This window comes from Labrys okinawensis (assembly GCF_002982075.1).
GTDB classification, from domain to species: Bacteria; Pseudomonadota; Alphaproteobacteria; order Rhizobiales; family Labraceae; genus Labrys; species Labrys okinawensis_A.
This window is the reverse complement of the sequence record NZ_PUEJ01000006.1, coordinates 384,258-400,912: the sequence shown is the minus strand read 5'-3', so window position 1 is coordinate 400,912 and position 16,655 is coordinate 384,258. Positions and strand designations below refer to the sequence as shown.

General features: G+C 67.7%; 14 protein-coding genes. 8 read left to right on the top strand and 6 right to left on the bottom strand.

The features are described 5' to 3' along the window. Positions 1–219: 219 nt before the first annotated feature. Entirely contained in the window at positions 220–1,350 is a 1,131-nt protein-coding gene (locus C5L14_RS18860; protein ID WP_105863588.1) for a serine hydrolase domain-containing protein, read from the bottom strand. A gap of 88 nt (positions 1,351–1,438) precedes the next feature. Beyond that, on the bottom strand, positions 1,439–2,383 hold the full coding sequence (locus C5L14_RS18855; RefSeq protein WP_105863587.1) for an alpha/beta fold hydrolase: 945 nt from the start codon (positions 2,381–2,383) through the stop codon (positions 1,439–1,441). A gap of 433 nt (positions 2,384–2,816) precedes the next feature. On the opposite strand from C5L14_RS18855, the gene C5L14_RS18850 reads away from it, so the two are divergent. From C5L14_RS18850 to C5L14_RS18815, 8 genes are all read left to right on the top strand, one after another. After that, positions 2,817–3,053, top strand: a complete 237-nt coding sequence (locus C5L14_RS18850) for a hypothetical protein (RefSeq protein WP_146126954.1) — start codon at positions 2,817–2,819, stop codon at positions 3,051–3,053. Between the two features lie 259 nt (positions 3,054–3,312). Further along, complete coding sequence (hemC, locus tag C5L14_RS18845; protein ID WP_105863671.1) at positions 3,313–4,236, top strand: hydroxymethylbilane synthase; 924 nt, start codon at positions 3,313–3,315, stop codon at positions 4,234–4,236. Positions 4,237–4,356: 120 nt separating this feature from the next. Then, positions 4,357–5,058: a uroporphyrinogen-III synthase gene (locus tag C5L14_RS18840; RefSeq protein ID WP_105863585.1), complete on the top strand. Its 702-nt coding sequence runs from the start codon at positions 4,357–4,359 to the stop codon at positions 5,056–5,058. A gap of 216 nt (positions 5,059–5,274) precedes the next feature. Continuing rightward, positions 5,275–6,606, top strand: coding sequence for a COG4223 family protein (locus tag C5L14_RS18835; protein ID WP_146126953.1), 1,332 nt, complete (start codon positions 5,275–5,277; stop codon positions 6,604–6,606). A gap of 7 nt (positions 6,607–6,613) precedes the next feature. After that, the gene (locus tag C5L14_RS18830; RefSeq protein WP_105863583.1) at positions 6,614–8,290 is read left to right on the top strand and encodes a heme biosynthesis protein HemY; all 1,677 of its coding nucleotides are present in this window, start codon (positions 6,614–6,616) and stop codon (positions 8,288–8,290) included. Positions 8,291–8,368: 78 nt separating this feature from the next. After that, positions 8,369–8,998, top strand: coding sequence for a hypothetical protein (locus C5L14_RS18825; protein WP_146126952.1), 630 nt, complete (start codon positions 8,369–8,371; stop codon positions 8,996–8,998). Between the two features lie 56 nt (positions 8,999–9,054). After that, complete coding sequence (locus C5L14_RS18820; RefSeq protein ID WP_105863670.1) at positions 9,055–9,501, top strand: DsrE family protein; 447 nt, start codon at positions 9,055–9,057, stop codon at positions 9,499–9,501. Between the two features lie 252 nt (positions 9,502–9,753). Beyond that, the gene (locus C5L14_RS18815) at positions 9,754–11,325 is read left to right on the top strand and encodes a Na+/H+ antiporter (protein WP_105863669.1); all 1,572 of its coding nucleotides are present in this window, start codon (positions 9,754–9,756) and stop codon (positions 11,323–11,325) included. Positions 11,326–11,380: 55 nt separating this feature from the next. Here C5L14_RS18815 and xylB read toward each other — a convergent pair whose 3' ends face one another. The 4 genes from xylB to C5L14_RS18795 form a co-directional block, all read right to left on the bottom strand. Continuing rightward, positions 11,381–12,844: a xylulokinase gene (xylB, locus tag C5L14_RS18810; RefSeq protein ID WP_342588414.1), complete on the bottom strand. Its 1,464-nt coding sequence runs from the start codon at positions 12,842–12,844 to the stop codon at positions 11,381–11,383. Positions 12,845–12,955: 111 nt separating this feature from the next. Next, positions 12,956–13,651 (bottom strand): hypothetical protein, encoded by a 696-nt coding sequence (locus tag C5L14_RS18805; protein WP_105863580.1) that lies wholly within the window; start codon positions 13,649–13,651, stop codon positions 12,956–12,958. Between the two features lie 112 nt (positions 13,652–13,763). After that, positions 13,764–15,269, bottom strand: coding sequence for a chromosomal replication initiator protein DnaA (dnaA, locus tag C5L14_RS18800; protein ID WP_105863579.1), 1,506 nt, complete (start codon positions 15,267–15,269; stop codon positions 13,764–13,766). Positions 15,270–15,357: 88 nt separating this feature from the next. After that, positions 15,358–15,804, bottom strand: coding sequence for a rhodanese-like domain-containing protein (locus C5L14_RS18795; protein ID WP_105863578.1), 447 nt, complete (start codon positions 15,802–15,804; stop codon positions 15,358–15,360). Between the last annotated feature and the right edge of the window lie 851 nt (positions 15,805–16,655).

Genomic DNA, 16,655 nt, shown 5'->3' with positions numbered 1-16,655 from the left:
ACGACTGGCCTTTCAGGTGCGTTACTGCCGTTAACCAAGATGTACCCTTAGATCGCCGGGCCGACTAGCTGGGAATGAGCGGTATCGCCGCGCCGAAAGGATAGGGGGGCTCGCGCCCCGGCCCCCTCCCAAAAGGTTGAGGCAACCGCTCATTTCGATAGCGGCGAGGGGACCGGCCTCCTGGCACAAAGTGCGATTTTTCTGAAACCTGCCGTCTCCTTAGCCGTAAATGGCGGCGCGGAGGCCGTCGGGATAGGCGCCGCCGACCCCCGCCACGGCCGTGTTGGTGAACATCACCACCGAAAGCCTGCGTGCCGGGTCCACGAACCAGCTGTGGCCGTAGACGCCGCCCCAGTGCCAGCATCCGGGCGAGCCGGGCATGCCGGCGGCGGCTGGATCGCGCAGGATCGACCAGCCGAGGCTGAAGCCGCAACCGGGGTCCTCGATGTCGAGATCGGGGATCGCATCCTCGCTCAGGAGGCGTTGGCTTTCCGGCGAGAGAATCGGCGCCCCGCCGCTGCGGACCGCTTCGAGGAAAGCGAGGAAATCGCCGGCGGTGCCCACCATGCCGGCGCCGCCGGAGGGGAAGGCGGTGGTGTCGAAAGCCCGCTGCGGCACGAAGGTGAGCCACCAGCCATTGTGGCATACCCTTTGGATCTCGCCCATGCGCACCGGGCGGGGCTCGCCATCGGCATAAGGCGTCGCCAGGCGATGAGGCTTGGTGGCGACGAATTCGGTGTCGGCCATGCCCAGCGGTCCGGTGATGCGTTCGGCCACGATCTCGGGCAGGCTCTTGCCGGCGGCCTTTTCCATCAGCCCGCCCAGCACGTCGATCGCCACCGAGTAGCGCCAGGCGCTGCCGGGCGCGAAGGCCAATGGCTGGGCCGCGATCTTGTCGAGATTTTCCGCCATGCCGCGGCCGGGGTGGTCGAGACCGCTGGAGATGTCGGCGGCGGCATCGTAGTCATAAAGCAGGCCCGCTGTGTGGCTGAGGAGATGGCGCACGGTGATCACCGGTTCGCTGCCGTCGGCGAGCCTGGGGCGGAAAGCCGGAAGGTGGCGGGTCACAGGATCGTCGAGCCTGAGCTGGCCGGCCTCGACCAGCGCCAGGGCGGCGGCGGCCACCATCGGTTTGGTCACCGAGGCGAGGCGAAAGATGGTGTCCTCCCTGATCGGGATGCCGGCTTCGCGGTCGGCGTGGCCGGCGGCCCGGCGATAGACGATCTCGCCCGCCTCGGCCACCAGCACCACGGTGCCGACGATGCGCTCCTCGGCGATGGCGGCATCGATCAGGGCATCGAGACGTCCGGCGCGGGCCTGGTCGATGACGGGGGAAGGTTGTCCGTGCATGGGGGAAGCTCCGAAGCGGAAAGGTTCCGGACAATCGGCAACAAATCCGCTTCGTTCAAGCCCCTCCCGGGGCGAGCACCCCAAACGATCACTTGCCGGTCTGGTCGCTCCAATTGGCGGTTTCGTTTGTGCCATCGAGGAAGGGCAGGGCGGTCGCCGTGAGCTGCGGCGAGAGGAAGATGTCGTAATGGGTCCGGCCCGGCAGGATGGCGAGGCGGTTCTTGGCCATGTGCTCGCGCTGCCAGCCGGCATCGCGCAGGCCGCCGCCGAGAAGCTGGTAGAATTTGATCACATGCTCGGGGCGGTACATGTCGCTGTCGCCAAAGATCAGCATCACCGGCATGGTCAGCTTCGGCACGTCGGACGACCAGTCATAGGGCTTGCGCATCAGCGCGCCCATGGCGTCGAGCAGGCGCGGGAACTCGGCGGGGGCGGGCGCGACCCTGACATAGGATTGGTACATCGGCGTCGCCTTCATCATCTCGGCCATACCGGCGCCGACCTGGGCCTGCATCGGCAGCATCTCGGGATAGAAGCCGTCCTGGGCAAAGCCTGCCGAGACCAGCACCAGCCGGCGCACCTTGTCGGGATGCTGGGCGGCGAGCTGGAAGGCGACGCCGCCGCCCATCGAATAGCCCAGCACGTCGACCTGGCCGTAGCCGAGCTTGGCGAGGATCTGGCCCATATCGTCGCCTATGGCCTTGAGATCGATCGGGCGCTGGCCGAGCGGCGTGCGGCCATGGCCCTGGAGATCGACGGCGATGATCTGGCGATGCGCGGCCAGCACCGGCATGACGGGCTGGAACATGTCGATGGAGCCGAGGCCGCCGTGCAGCAGGAGAAGCGGTTCGCCGCTGCCCCGCACCTCGTAGTAATAATTCACGCCGCCGGTCTCGACATGGCCGCTCTTGGCCGGCGCCTGCGCGGGCGTCGCCGTCTGTGCGGCAGCCGCGGCACCCGGAATGGCAGCAAGGCTGCCGGCGCCGATCACGAGGACGGCCAGCAGGGATTTCAGGATGGAGGCTTTCGCCATGGTTCGTCACTCCTGTCTCGACGGATGAGGGCGGTGGAACTTCGAGCCGCGCGGGCTGTTCTTTGCCCGCCGGTTGTCGCGCAAAGGACGCGGGCCGACGGGCCTTTCCGACATTGGACGAGTGATTTTTTGCGGAGGCAGCCGGCCGGAGGAGTGCAGGGTCGAGTCGATTTGCGGCCCACTGTGGCGATTTTGCTCTATCGAAGGAACGACAAGCAGTGTTATAAATCCGTACAAGAAGCTAACTGTATGGCTCTGTTGAATTTTTTGTTTCCGGTCCGGTTAAGTGAAATAGGCGGTCGGAAGCGGGGCGAGCGGCTTGGACAAGGCCGAATTTCGTGTGATGCAGGCCCGCTGAGCGGGCCGGTGTCTCACGCCGAACACCGACAGTGCCGCGAGAACGCGCTTGGGCCAGGGAACAAGGTAGGTCGACATGATGGATGATATCGATGACCTCGACGGCAAGAGCGGAGCGATCGAAGCGCCGGTATTGACCAGCCTGCTGCGCCTCGCCTCGCCTCCCAGCGGCGGCTTCGTGCTGGCCGAATTCCATTTCGACGGGGACGCCGTCCTGAAGGTGCCCCTCTCGCCCGAAGCCGCCGAGGCCCTGCATACCGCCCTCGGCCTCTGGCTCGCCACCACCGGGAGCGAACCCCCGGTGCGGCACTAGAGCGAATTACGACTTCTCTAAATCGCACTTTCAACTCGTTGTTTTAACGCGTTTTCTTAATCAAGGAGTCGATCGACTTTTCTGGAAAACGCTCTGAGCGCAGACATCTGCTGCGGCTCTTCCGGACGTCGATGCGCCGAACGATGTCCAGGGCAAATCGCCCATTGTCCCGCGGGCTTGTGATCGTCCCCATAAGCTCGTCTTTGACTCCCCCGACCTCCGGCGCTAAGCAGCCGCGAGCTTTTTGGGAAAAATATCGATCGTGTCCATTCTGTTGCGCCTCGGCACGCGAGGCAGTCCGCTTGCATTGGCGCAGGCCCGGCAGACGCAGGCCTTGCTGGCCGGTCTCCTGGAGATCGCGCCCGAGCGTATCGAAATCCGGGTGATCAAGACCTCCGGGGACATGATCCGTGACCGGCCGCTGTCGGAAGTGGGCGGCAAGGGGCTGTTCACCAAGGAGATCGAGCGGGCGCTGGAAGACGGCGAGGTCGATATCGGCGTGCATTCTTGCAAGGACATGCCGACCGTGCTGCCAGACGGCCTCGTGCTGGCGGGCTTTCTGGAGCGCGAGGATGTTCGCGATGCGCTGATCGCGCCCGGCATCGCCTCCTTCGCCGAACTGCCGCAGGGCGCCGTGGTCGGCACGGCGGCGCTGCGGCGCCAGGCCCAGGTCAAGCATCTCAGGCCCGATCTCAAGACAGTGCTGTTCCGCGGCAATGTCGAGACGCGCCTGCGCAAGCTCGCTGAAGGGCAGGCCGATGCCACGCTGCTGGCCGTGGCCGGCCTGAAGCGTCTCGGCCTCCTCGCCCATGCCAGCGCCATCCTGTCCGAGGAAGACTTCCTGCCTGCCGTCGGCCAGGGTGCGATCTGCCTGGAGACCCGGGCTGACGATGGCGAAACCAACCGTCATGTCGCCGGCATCGACCATCGCGACACCCATCTCGCCGTGGCGCTGGAGCGGGCGTTCCTCACCGTGCTGGACGGCTCCTGCCGCACCCCGATCGCCGGCCACGCCCTGGTGGAGGGGGACGCCATCCGCTTTCGCGGCCTCATTCTCAAGCCGGACGGCAGCGAGGTGCACGAAGCCCGGCGCAGCGGCGGCGTCGAAGAGGCCGAGGCGCTCGGACGCTCGGCCGGCGAGGAACTGCGCGCCCGGGGAGGTGAGGGGTTCTTTGCCAGCTGACGGCCGCGGCGTGTGTGAGCGTTAGGATTGCCCGCGGCGGGCGGGCCGCGGCGCCTGCCGGAATGCCTCATCCTGCCGCATGGATGGCGCGGGCGGTGAGTTTTCGGCGGAGAGACTGACATGGCGCGCATACTCGTCACCCGGCCGATCGAGGAAGCAAGGCAGACGGCGCAGGCCCTCGTGCGGCTCGGCCACGAACCGCTGGTCGAGCCGATGCTGGAGATCGTGTTCGGCGGTGATGCCCTGCCGGCGGGGCGGTTCGATGCCCTCATCGTCACCAGCGGCAATGCCCTGGCCGCTGTCCACCAGCGGCCGGAATTCCATGGGCTCACCGCCACGCCCCTGATCGCGGTGGGCCGCCGCACCGGGGCCGCCGCCCGCGCCATGGGCTTTATGGACGTCGAGATCTTCGGTCGCGACGTCGCAAGCCTGATCGCCCATGTCCGCCAGGCTTGGCGCGAACCTCACCGGGCCCTCTATCTGGCGGGGGCCGACCGGACCGGCGATCTCGTCGAGACCCTGGGAGCGATGGGACACCGCATCGAGCTCGCCGTCGTCTACAGGGCGCATCAGGCGATGGGGTTCCGGCCGGAGGTCGCGGCCGCTCTGTCTGGCGGGGAGATCGATGGCGTGCTGCATTATTCGGCGCGTACGGCGGAAGCCTTCATCGCCTGCGCCGGCGGAGCCGAGGCCGTGGCGCAGCTGCCGGTGCGGCATCTGTGCCTGTCGCGCAAGGTGGCCGAGGTGATGTCGGCCACCCGCGCCGCCGAGGTCGTCTTTCCGGAGCGTCCGGAGGAGGACGCGCTGCTGGCCTTGATCTAGGATGATTCCAGATCGCCGAGGCCCACCGTTTCCGGGCGCCGTGACGCCGGACACGGTTTAGCCCGCTTCGGTTCGGGCAAATTGGCTTGTCGGGTTTTCATGTTATAGGCTGGGCCTGTTGGGGGTCTCCATGGGGGTCGCATGGCACGGGAAGACAGCACGCAAGGCAGGCCGAAAAAGCAGAAAAGCGCAGGCCTCGGCCCCGCGACGTTGGATTTGAGCGCCACGGAAGTCACCGAATCGCCGGCAGCGTCGACACCGCCGCCTCCGCAGGCCGCCGGCGAGGAAGCGCCCGCCGTAACGCCCGACTCTGCCGCCGAGGCGCAGTCCGTCGCCGCCGAAACGCCGAAGGCCGGCGAGACCGGCTTCGCCAGCGCCGCAGAAGCGGGGGAGACGACGGGCCCGTCCATCTGGGCGCGTGCCTCCGCCGATGGCGAACAGGCCGGCAGCGATGCGCCGCGCACCGAGGCTGCCGCCGGACCGGAGGCTGCCGCTCCCCCGCCCCGGCATGACCCCGAAATTTCGCCCCCACCCGTGCCCTCGCCGCCACGCTCGGGCCTGCCGGTCCTCGCTGCGGCGCTGATAGGCGGTATCGCCGGTGGCGTGCTGGTGGTGCTGGCCGGCGCCCTCGGCCTCGTCCCGCTCGGCAAGAGCGGCGGTGATGACGGACTGGCCTCCCGGCTCGCCATTGCCGAGCAGGACGCCGCTGCCGCCAGAAAGAGCACGGACGAGGCGCTCAGCCGCCTCGCCGCTCTCGAAGCCGGCGTCAAGACGACGCAGGAAGCGGCAAACAATGCCCTCTCTCTCGCGGGCGAGGCCCAGAAGGCGGCGAGCGCCGCCGGCTCGTCCGCGCCGGCGTCCCCATCTCCCGGCCCCGACATTTCGGGCCTGACCGAACGCCTCGCCAAGGCCGAAGGCGAGATCGCCACCCTCGGCGAGAGCCTGCGCCAGGTCGGCACCGCCGCCAACGGCCTTTCGCAGGAGGTCGCGCAGGTCAAGCAGACGGTGAGCGCCACGCCGGACAAGGCGGCCGCCTATGCCGTGGCGCTCGGCCAACTCAGCGATGCCATCCGCAGCGGCAAACCCTTCGCCACCGAATTGCAGACGGCGACCGGCCTCGGCGGCAATGCCGAAGCGCTGGCGCCGCTGGCGAGCCGGGCCTCAGCGGGGGTGCCCTCGGTCGAAGCCCTGGCCTCCAGCTATGACGCGCTGAAGCCGAAGATCGAGGCAGCGCTCGCGCCCAAGCCCGAGCCGCTGTCGCCCGACGCGGGCGTGATGGACCGCATCACCGCCAGCCTCGGCAATATCGTCACCGTCACGCGCGAGGGCGAAGGCGGGGACGGCGATCCGGTCGCCTCGGCCGAAAAGGTCTCGAAGGCCTTGCACCAGGGCGATCTGCCGGCGGCCATCGCGGCCTTCAAGGCGATGCCGGAGGCCGGCCAGCAGGCCGGCGCGGCCTGGCTGAGGGAGGCTTCGGCGACTGCGGAAGCCCTGGCCTTGATCAAGGCGCAGACCGGCGCCGCCCTGCAGAAATTCTCTCAACCGTGAGGCGTCGATGATCCGGGCTCTCGTCACCGTTCTCATTCTCGCTCTCGCGGCCTACGGGCTCTATCTGCTGGCCGGCCGGCCGGGTGATGTCGCCCTGACTGTGGGGCAGGTCACCTATAAGGTGAAGCTGGTCTGGGCCGCCGTCGCCGTGCTGGTGCTGGTCGGCGCACTGATGGCCGTCATCGGTTTCCTGCGCTGGCTGCTGCGCTCGCCCGCCAATGTCGCAGGCTATTTCCGCACCCGCCGCCGTTCCAAGGGTTTCAACGCGGTGACGCAGGGTATGATCGCCGTCGGCTCGGGCGATGTTCGCCGGGCCCAGCGCCAGGCCTCCGATGCCGAGCGCATCCTCGGCTCCGAGCCTCTCGCCCTGCTCCTGCGGGCGCAGGCCTCGCAGCTTTCGGGCGATCGCGCCGGCGCCGAGGCCGCCTTCCGCGCCATGCTCTCGGAGGCCGAGACCAAGCCGCTGGGCCTGCGTGGCCTGTTCGTCGAGGCCCGGCGCCGCGGCGATGCCCATGCCGCCCGTCAGCTCGCCGCGGAGGCGGTGAAGACCTCGCCGACCCTGCCCTGGGCCGGGACCGCCCTGCTCGAATTCCAGTCGATCGAGAAGGACTGGAGCGGCGCGCTCTCGACCCTGGCCCGCAACGCCAATCATCGCCTGATCGACAAGGAAACGGCCAAGCGCCACCGCGCCGTGCTGCTGACCGCCCAGGCGATCGAGCAGGCCGAGCGCGATCGTGCCGGCGCCAAGGCGAGCGCGCTCGAAGCGCTCAAGCTCGCTCCGGGGCTGGTGCCCGCCGCTGTGCTGGCGGCCAAGCTGCTCTCCGAAAGCAACGATATCCGCAAGGCGTCCAAGGTGCTGGAGACGGCCTGGCGCCTGCAGCCCCATCCCGACATCGCCGAGGCCTATACCAATGTCCGGCTCGGCGATTCGGCCCGCGACCGCTACGCGCGCGTCCAGACCCTCGCCGCCCAGATGGCCGGCAATCCGGAGGCGGCGATCGCGCTGGCGCGCGCCGCCCTGTCCGCCCGTGACTTTGCGGTTGCCCGCTCGGCGCTGGCACCCTTGCTGGCGTCGGGTGCCACCGAGCGCGTCTGCCTGCTGATGGCCGATATCGAGGAGGCCGAGCACGGCGCCACCGGCAAGGTGCGCGAATGGCTGTCGCGCGCCGTGCGGGCCCCGCGCGATCCGGTCTGGACCGCCGACGGCGTGGTCTCCGACGTCTGGCTGCCGGTGTCGCCCGTTACCGGCCGGATCGACGCCTTCGAGTGGAAGACGCCGGTCGAGCGCCTCGGCGCGCCGGCGGCCTCCTATGCCGACGATGTGCTGGCCGATGTCGACGAACCCGAACAGCCCAAGCTGGTCGGAGCGCATGCCAAGCCGGTGGAGACGCCGCCGGCAATGCAGGCGCCGATGGAACCCGTCGCCGAAGTGCCGCCAGCCGCGGTGGAACCGGCCAAGGCCGAACCCGTCAGGATCGAGCCGGTCAAGGTCGAACCGCCCAAGGTCGAACCCGCCAAGGTCGAGGTCCTGTCGCCCGAGCCGCCCAAGCCCGAGCCGTTGAAGCCGCCGCCGCGCCGCCCGCCGCCGCCCATGCCGGTGGTGCCGTCCCATCCGGTGCCGGACGATCCCGGCACGGGAGAGGAAGAGCCGAGCCGGGTGGTGCGCTTTCCGATCAATGGCTGACAGCGGGCGGGCGCACGGACAGCGCGCCCGCACTGTTGTAGAATGTTCCGAACTGCGCATCGTCGTCCGGAGGGCCGCATGAAACGTCATTTGCTGATGCGTGTTCTGCTGGCGCAAGCTGCGCTCATCCTGATGGCGGCTGAGGCGCCGCCCGCCCGGTCGGCCGGCTCGGCGCCGGACGAAGCCTTCCAGCGTCAGGTCTTCGGCCGGGTCATCGGCAAGGACAAGATTCATGCCTGCTACCGGCGGGCCTATGACGCGCCGCATCTCGGCCGTCATCCGCAGCAGAACGTGCGCACCATGACGCTGCTGGTCGCGGGTTCGGCGGAAGAGGGGGCCGATCCCGGCTATACGCTCGCGCTGGGCGTCACTTTCCGCAAGGCCGGCACGCATTTCGAGACGTTCGGCGGCTGCGGTTCCATCGGCCCCTCGGGCGCGCCGGCAGCCAAGGCCAACGTCGCCCATTGCAGCGTCGATTGCGATGGCGGCGCCATCGACATCAGGCTCAAGGACGATAAATCCGTCCTCGTCGCCATTCCCGACGGCGCGCGCATCTGGAAGGCCGGCAGCGACAGCGAGGACAGCGACGAACGCAAGCGCTTCGGCACCGACGACAAGCTGTTCCGGCTCGATCGCACCGCGCTGACCGACTGCCTGTCCCTGGTCGGGGACGAGGACGAGAAGGCGATGCTGCGCCGGGGCCAATGAGCGGCTTTGACGAAAAGGAGAGCGGACTGGCAGTCCGCGCTCCGCAGGAGGCCCCGATGGATCGTAGAACCGCGGTGAGGGCCATGCTGGCAGGTGGTCCGGCCGTTCTGGTTGCAGGCTCCGGCGCCCCGCTTGCGGCCGAGGCCAAGCCGGTGCCACGCGTCGCCTATCACCTCGCCGATCTGGAGAAGGCGGGTTTCGTCCTTGGCAATCTGCGCAACCATGTCGATGGCATGGGCGGCCCCGATGGCGTGAAGCTCGCCGTGGTGGTGCATGGCCCGGCCCTGCGGGCCTTCCGCGCGGATAGTGGCAATGCGGATTTCAAGACGCGCTTCGGCCGGCTCGTACAGGAGGGTGTTGCCTTCCACGCCTGCCGGCACACCATGGACGGCATGAAACTCGGCCTCTCCGACCTGCTGCCGGGCTTTGTGGTGGCGGAGAAGGGCGGGGTGGTCCTGCTGGCCGAACTCCAAAGCGAGGGCTGGCTCTATTTGCGGCCCTAGCTCGGCGAGAAGGCAGGGCCTCCGGCGAATCGACCTGTGCCTGGCGGAACCGGGGACCCCCATCCTCTTCTTTCCGGGCGGTCCGCATCGTTGGCGCCGCCTCGGGGGAGCAAGTCCCCTCCATGACAGGAATGGCGATTGGACCCACCTGCCCGGGCGGAACTTCCGGCTGGCCACAGGCCGGTGCGTGTCGTCCTCTTGACGCTTTCGGCAAACTGCCGGATGCAACCGGGAGACGATGTCGAGGTCGCGATGGAAACCTTCGAGTGGATCATTCTGCTGTTGCTGGGTGCGGCCTTGCTGTCGACCCTCGCCCGGCGCCTCGGCGCCCCCTATCCCACCTTCCTCGCCATTGGCGGCGCCTGCCTCGCCTTCCTGCCCAACAGCCCGGAATGGACGCTGGATCCGCATCTGGCTCTGACCCTGTTCGTGGCGCCCGTACTGCTGGATGCCGCCTATGACACGTCGCTGCGGGACCTGCGCGACAATTGGGTGCCGGTCGCCAATCTCGTCGTGATCGCGGTCGGCGTCACCACGCTTGCCGTCGCCCTGGTCGCGCGCTGGCTGGTGCCTGCCATGCCCTGGGCGGCCGCGATCGCGCTCGGCGCCATCGTGGCGCCGCCGGATGCGGCCGCCGCCACGGCGATCGTCCGGCAGGTCAAGCTGCCGCATCGCCTGACCAAGATCCTCGAGGGCGAGAGCCTGCTCAACGATGCCAGCGCCCTGCTGATCTATCGCCTCGCCGTGATCGCCATGGTTTCGGGCGGCATCACCCTCGGCAGCCTCGGCCCGGCCTTCTTCATCACGGTGTTCGGCTCTGTTGCCGCGGGCATCGCCATGGGCCTGGCCTTTCCCTATGTGATCGGGCGGTTCGACGAGGCGCCGACCGCCGTCATCGTGCAGTTCGCCACCACCTTCGGCGTCTGGATCGTGGCGGAAGCGGCGGGGCTGTCCGGCATCCTCACCATCGTCTGCTACGCCATGACCATCGCCCGCCGGCGCGATGCCCCCATGCCGGCGCGGCTGCGCGTGCCCGTCTATGCGGTTTGGGAGACGGTGGTGTTCATGCTGAACGCCTTCGCCTTCGTGCTGATCGGCCTGCAATTGCGCCCGATCTGGGAACGGCTCGACATGGGGCTGCGCCTCCAATATGGCGCCGTCGCCCTGGCCGTGCTGGCCACGGTCATCGTGGTGCGTTTTCTCTGGGTGATGACCTACAACACCGCCGTCCGCTTCAAGATTTCCCGCTATGGCTTCCATCCGCCCCGGCCGATGGCACGGCCGACGGCGCGCGGCGGCATCGTCATCTCCTGGGCCGGCATGCGCGGCATCGTCACCCTGGCCGCCGCCTTCGCCTTGCCCGAACACCTGGCCGACGGCACGCCGTTTCCTTATCGCGACCTCATCCTGTTCACCGCCTTCTGCGTGGTGTTCGGCACGCTCGTCCTGCAGGGCCTCACGCTCAAGCCGCTGATCCGCTGGATGAATCTGCGCGACGGCGATCCGGTCGGCCAGGAGGTGAAATGGGCCCGCACGGAGGCCTATCGCGCCGCGATCGAGGCGATCAAGAACGACGAGTCCAAGCATGCCAAGCTGCTGTGCAAGGAATATGGGGCGGTGGTGGAGCTCAGCGAGGCAAGCCCGTTGCAGGGGGAGATCGGCGACCTGCCCGGCAATCCGCTCAGGCGGCGGGCGATCGCCGCCGCCCGGCTCAAGACGAACGAATTGCGGCGCGAGGGGGCGATCGGCGACGACGCCTATTACGTCCTGGAGGAAGAGTTCGACTGGGCCGATCTCAGCGCGGGGGCGGCGCGGAGCGCGTGAGGGGCCGCCACGACGAGGCGGCGAGAAGCGCGATTCGGAGAAATCGCATCTTGCTCTAACGCGCCGCCTTCGTCGCCTGATAAAGCCGGCGGAAGGCGGCCACCTTTTCGGCATAGGCCTGCGTCAGCTCGGGGCGCGGTTCGGCGACGTCGAGAATCGGGGGCTTGGTGGCGATGGCGGCAATCGGTTCCCCGCTGGCTGCGGCCCGCGCCAGGCGGGCCGCGCCGAAGGCCGGGCCTTTCTCGCCGCCGCGATAGCGCTTCAGCCTGAGGCCGAGCACATCGGCGAGAATCTGCACCCACAAGGCGCTGCGGGCGCCGCCGCCGATCACCGCCGCTTCGCTGAGCTGCGTACCGGCTTCGGCCAGGCAGGCCGCCGCGTCGGCGAAGGAATAGGCGACACCCTCCAGCACGGCGCGGATCAGGTCGGCCTTGCCTGTGCCGCCGGTCATGCCCGTGAACAGGCCGGTCGCCTCCGGATCGTTGTGGGGCGTGCGCTCGCCGGCGAGATAGGGAAGGAACATTACGCGGCCCGGGCCTGGCGGCTGGGCGGCCACGTCGGCCAAAAGCCTCTCGATCGGCTCGTCCACCAGCCCCGCGGCCCAGGCGAGGCAGGAGGCGCCGTTGAGCAGGGCGGCCATCTGCACCCAATGACCGGGCACGGCATGGCAGAAGGTGTGCAGGAACTTGTCGGGCAGGGGCCGATAGGCGGTGCCGGGCACGAAGAACTGGCCGGAGGTGCCGATGGAGAGGAAGGCGCCATCGGCAATGGTGCCGATGCCGATCGCGCCCGCCATGGCATCCCCCGCGCCGCCGGCGACGGGAATGCCGGCCCTGAAGCCGAGGCGGGCGGCGAGTGCCGGACGCAGCTGGCCAGAGATTTCCGTCCCCTCGATCAGGCGCGGCACCTGGCTGCGCTCGACGCCGGTCGCCGCCAGGGCGGCATCGGACCAGTCGCGCCTGGCCTGGTCGAGCCACCAGCTTCCCGCCGCGTCCGACATTTCGCTGACATGCTCGCCGGTCAGCCACAGGCGCACGAAGTCCTTGGGCAGCAGCACGCGCATCAGGCGGGCGCGCAATGCCGGCTGGTGGCGGGCGAGCCACAGCAGTTTGGGGGCGGTGAAGCCGGGGGCGGCCGGCACGCCGAGCTGCCAGGCGAGGTCGGGATGGTCGCGGTTGAGCTCGGCCGCCTCCGCGGCGGCGCGGCCGTCGTTCCACAGCATCACCGGACCGAGCGGCCGGTCCTCGGCATCGAGGCAGACGGAGCCGTGCATCTGGCCGGACAGGCCGATGCCTTCAACGCCGGCGAGCAAAGCAGGCTGCTCGGCCCGCCAGCGGGCCAGGATGGCTTCGATCGCCGCGATCCAGTCATCGGCATTCTGCTCGCTCAGTCCCGGCCCCGGCCGCGACAGGGAAAGAGGCTGCTCGCTCTCGGCCAGCACGGTCTCGCGTTCATCGACGATGACGGCCTTGACGGCCGAAGTTCCGATATCGAGGCCGAGACAGAGCATTGCGATCATCTCAATCTGTTGGACACCGCAGGCAGCGCCGAAACAAAGGGTCGTTTGCGCCTTTGCCCGGATCGCGCAGGCGATGCAAGGGGGAAGATGGCGGCGCCGGCCCGGCCGACATCAGTCGGGCCGGATCACTGCGTCGCGCGGCGCGATCGTCGTGCCGGTGGAATCAGGGATGAAGTCCATGCGGACATCGACCTTGCGATTGCAGCCGCTCAGCGTCCAGGTTTCGGACCAGGGTGCCTTGAGACGGCCTGCTCCCGGCGGCGTGCCTGACGCCGGGGCCCTGGTATCGATCACCAGAAAATTCTTGCAGTCGGCCACGGCGCGCGTAGCGCCGAGATTGGCATAGAGCAGCGCGTCGCGCTGGAGGAGAGGATCGGCGAGTGTGGTGCCGGGCAAGGCGGCGCCAGCCTGGGGTTTACCGTCGGCCCCCACCGAGAAATAGAGATTGAGCACGGTGTCGTTGCCGCAGCCGCTGACCGGAAAGGCTTGCTTCCATCGCCCCGCAACGGGGCTGCCCTGCGGGCCGGCGGATACGGGCTGAAGGATGGTGACGGAGGAGTCCCGCGCCACCAGAGTCGCGCAGCGGGTGAAGATGGCTGGCGGGATGCCTGAAAGGGCCCGGGCCGTGATGTCCCGATAGGCCTGGCTCGTCATGAAGACCTTCAGGACGCCCATGCCCTGATCATCGTCTTGAGCGCTGCCCTGGGCATGGCCGGCGCCCGGCACGGCCAGTGCCGCCAGACAGGCGAGCCAGCGGATGCATGCGGCCGGAGGCGAGAGCGAATTCGTCCGCACCGGTCGAGCCATAGATCCACCTCCAGTTCCCGCAGCGAGCAGGAACTGGGTTAAGCCCATGCTTGGCCGATGGCAAGATGCGCGATGATCGCCCGGCTCCCGCCGCAACCAAATCCCCGGCGTTCTACTCCGAAAGCAGCCGGCGCAGCAGATCCACTTCCTCGGCCAGGCCCGTATCCTTGCCGACGAGGCCCTCGATCTTGCGCACGGCATGCAGCACCGTGGTGTGGTCGCGCCCGCCGAAGCGGCGGCCGATTTCGGGCAGGGAACGCGGCGTCAGCGATTTGGCGAGATACATCGCGACCTGGCGCGGCTTCACCACCGTGGCGGTACGGCGCAGGGAGAGAATGTCGGCTCGGCTGACATTGTAGTGCTTGGCGACGATGCGCTGGATATCCTCGATCTTGACCCGGCGCGGCTCGCGGTTCTTGACGAGGTCGCGGATCGCGGCCTCGGCGGTCTCCAGCGACATGCCCGAGCCGGACAGGGCGGAGTGGGCGAGCAGGCGGTTGACGGCGCCGTCGAGATCGCGGCCATTGGTCGTGACCTGATGGGCGACATAGGCCACGACATTGTCGGGCACGTCGAAATTGGCGTGATGGGCGCGGGCCGCCTCGATGCGGGCCTTGAGGATCTTGATGCGCAGCTCCTCGTCGAGCGAGCCGATCTCAACCACCAGGCCGCCCGAAAGGCGCGAACGGACGCGCTCGTCCAGGGTCTCCAGATCCGCCGGCGGGCGGTCCGCCGCCACCACGACCTGCTTGCCGCCATCGATCAGGGCGTTGAGCGTGTGGCAGAACTCCTGCTGGATCGACTTGCCGGCCAGGAACTGCAAATCGTCGATGACGAGCAGGTCGATGGCGCGCAGCTTCTCCTTGAAGGCGATCGCCGTCTGCGCCTTCAGCGCGGCGACGAAGCCATACATGAAGCGCTCGGCGGTGAGATAGAGCGCGCGCTTGCCCTGGGCCTCCGACTGATGGGCGATGGCCTGGATCAGATGCGACTTGCCCAGCCCCACCGAGGCATGGATGAAGAGCGGGTTATAGGGCAGCGGATCGGCGGCGCCGGCCTTGGCGACCTGCAGGGCGGCGGCGTGGGCGAGCGCGTTCGAGCGGCCGATGAAATAAGCCTCGAACGACATGCGGCGATCGAGGGGAGAGCCGGCGAGATCGTCTTCGCGCGCCGGGGTCTCGACTGCCCGCAGGAAAGGAACGGCGGGCTTGGCGGCCACCGACTCGCCGACGGATTTGGGGCATGGCGCGGCATCGCGCGCCGCCGGCGGACGGGCCACCGCGGTGCGGACGTTGAGCGCGATATGGGCCGTGCCGGGCAGCTCGGCCGACAGCAGGCCGAGGATCTTGTCGATGTAGTGAGCCTGAATCCAGCTGCGCAGAAAGCGGGTCGGTACCGACAGGCTCACGGTTTCGTCGACGACGGCATCAAGTTCCAGGCGGGCGAACCAGCTGGAAAACACGTCCTCGCCATATTCGGCGCGCAGGCGGCGCTTGACGCGATCCCAGGCCGCTGCCGGCTGAATCGCGCCATCGGCGACGGAGGAATCGGAATCCAGGCCGGAAACCGTTTTTGCAGTCTGGCTGGCAATGACTGACAGGCGCTCGCTCGAGGTCATAGGGCTATCGTCTGGCAAAATGAGTTCAAGAAACAGCTCCGGCCTTTCCCGGTCCCGGACCGGCGGCAGCAGAGCGCGAATTGGCTTTTCAGGACTGGATCCAGGGCAAACCGGAGGCTTTCCAGCCTTCGACGCTGCCACGATGCCGTGAGGCATCCATCGGACCTTCAAAGCCCGCGGCTATGTTGCGCGCGCCCTTCCAGCCGGCGGCCAACATGGCCTGGGCGGCCGCGAGCGAACGAGCGCCCGAACGGCAGAGGAAGAGAACGGGCTGGTCCTGTCCGACGCCGCGGCGCTCGAGTTCGCGCTCGAGTTGGGAGACGAAATCGGAAGCGACTTCCATGCTGGGATAGCGCTGCCACTCGGCCAGGACGGGTTCCTTGCCGAGCGCGGAGAGGTCGGGAACGCCAACGAACGACCATTCGGCCCGGGTACGGACATCGACAAGCTGTGCCTTAGGCTGCTGGCTGAGGAGCTCATAGGCTTCCTGCGCCGAAACGTCTCCCGCATAGTCATTCAACCACCCCGACGACATGACACCCCAATTCCGTCTTCTTCAGACTTCGTTCGTATTATACACAACATGCCGTGTAATGCCGGCATGGGACACTTCACCAGAAGGTCCACCTCATTATTGGTCTCAAAAGCAGCAAGCGAATGCTGACGCGGTTACCTTACTGTTTTCAAAACTATACACAGTCATCAAAGCAAACCTCACCGATGCCCCGGGATGGACGGACGTCCGCTCGCAATATCGGGAAGGAACCTACACATGACCCGTTCCGAGAAAAAACATACCGAACCGGCCCTGCCGGGTGCAACAGGCAAATCTCAATGATTCGTTAATGGCCCCTCAATGTTCCCGATTCGGACGGCGGCTGCCTTCGCCGCCGCAGCCGCAAGATGTTGAGGAGTCGACGGAATCATGGAGGCGGCAAAATGACTCAAAAATATTCATTTCGGATGCGTAAAGATTGCGAGGCTTCGTATTTTGCCCGGGTCGCGCCCGGACGGGCGCCGGGCTGCTTTTCTCTTATCCCATAAGCTTATGAAATATAAAGAAAAATTTTGACCGACCAAAGAGGGAAAATGGCTGTGGCAGCCAAACCTAGAGTCAAGGGGAAAGATTGCCCAGTCCATCATCATGAGTACAATAATACCTTTATTGCGAAATATTGTTACGAGACAATGACAATCCAGAGTGGCGCTTTTTGGTAGGGCTCTACCGGGGCCGAAGGTCCCGGGCGCTCCCGCCAGAGGGCGGCGGCAACGCCGGACCAAGAGAGGACGGGACCGGAACGATGGCGCGCGGCGCCGAAAGGGCTGCCGGCCTGCACCCGGCACGTTCCTTCGGCCGGGGTGCGGCAGGCAACAAAAAACCCGGCT

Coding starts and splice junctions, on each gene's coding strand:
- C5L14_RS18830 (WP_105863583.1), top strand. CDS start 6,614: ATGATCCGGGCTCTCGTCACCGTTCTCATTCTCGCTCTCGCGGCCTAC.
- C5L14_RS18850 (WP_146126954.1), top strand. CDS start 2,817: ATGATGGATGATATCGATGACCTCGACGGCAAGAGCGGAGCGATCGAA.
- C5L14_RS18860 (WP_105863588.1), bottom strand. CDS start 1,350: ATGCACGGACAACCTTCCCCCGTCATCGACCAGGCCCGCGCCGGACGT.
- C5L14_RS18815 (WP_105863669.1), top strand. CDS start 9,754: ATGGAAACCTTCGAGTGGATCATTCTGCTGTTGCTGGGTGCGGCCTTG.
- C5L14_RS18805 (WP_105863580.1), bottom strand. CDS start 13,651: ATGGCTCGACCGGTGCGGACGAATTCGCTCTCGCCTCCGGCCGCATGC.
- C5L14_RS18840 (WP_105863585.1), top strand. CDS start 4,357: ATGGCGCGCATACTCGTCACCCGGCCGATCGAGGAAGCAAGGCAGACG.
- dnaA (WP_105863579.1), bottom strand. CDS start 15,269: ATGACCTCGAGCGAGCGCCTGTCAGTCATTGCCAGCCAGACTGCAAAA.
- C5L14_RS18825 (WP_146126952.1), top strand. CDS start 8,369: ATGAAACGTCATTTGCTGATGCGTGTTCTGCTGGCGCAAGCTGCGCTC.
- C5L14_RS18795 (WP_105863578.1), bottom strand. CDS start 15,804: ATGTCGTCGGGGTGGTTGAATGACTATGCGGGAGACGTTTCGGCGCAG.
- xylB (WP_342588414.1), bottom strand. CDS start 12,844: ATGATCGCAATGCTCTGTCTCGGCCTCGATATCGGAACTTCGGCCGTC.
- C5L14_RS18820 (WP_105863670.1), top strand. CDS start 9,055: ATGGATCGTAGAACCGCGGTGAGGGCCATGCTGGCAGGTGGTCCGGCC.
- C5L14_RS18855 (WP_105863587.1), bottom strand. CDS start 2,383: ATGGCGAAAGCCTCCATCCTGAAATCCCTGCTGGCCGTCCTCGTGATC.